Origin of the sequence: Streptomyces sp. SID14478 (assembly GCF_010548525.1) — a bacterium.
In the GTDB taxonomy this organism is placed as follows: Bacteria; Actinomycetota; Actinomycetes; order Streptomycetales; family Streptomycetaceae; genus Streptomyces.
In genome coordinates, this window is record NZ_JAAGMG010000335.1 from 1 (window position 1) to 274 (window position 274).

A 274-nucleotide genomic window follows, 5' to 3' on the forward strand; every position below is an offset into this window, starting at 1 on the left:
CCCCGAGGACAGCGGGGGCGTGGGCGAGCTGCCCGTCGAACTCGTCGTCGCCTTCGAACAGTTGGGGCGCCACGCCGTGCCCGGACCGTACGCCGAGACCGTGGCGGCGGCGTCGCTCTGCGCGGGGCTCGCGGGCACCGGCAAGGACCTGCTGGAGCGGCTGCTCGCCGGGGACGCCCTGGCCACCCTGGGGGCGCCGGACGAGGGGCCGTACGTCGTGGACGCGGACGCGGCCGACGCGCTGCTGGTGGTGGAGGCCCCGGGCGAAGGCCCC

General features: G+C 78.1%; 1 pseudogene. It reads left to right on the plus strand.

Features of this window, described 5'->3' with window-relative positions:
• Positions 1–19: 19 nt before the first annotated feature.
• Positions 20–274: pseudogene (locus G3I40_RS10955) on the plus strand (acyl-CoA dehydrogenase); the annotation flags it as partial.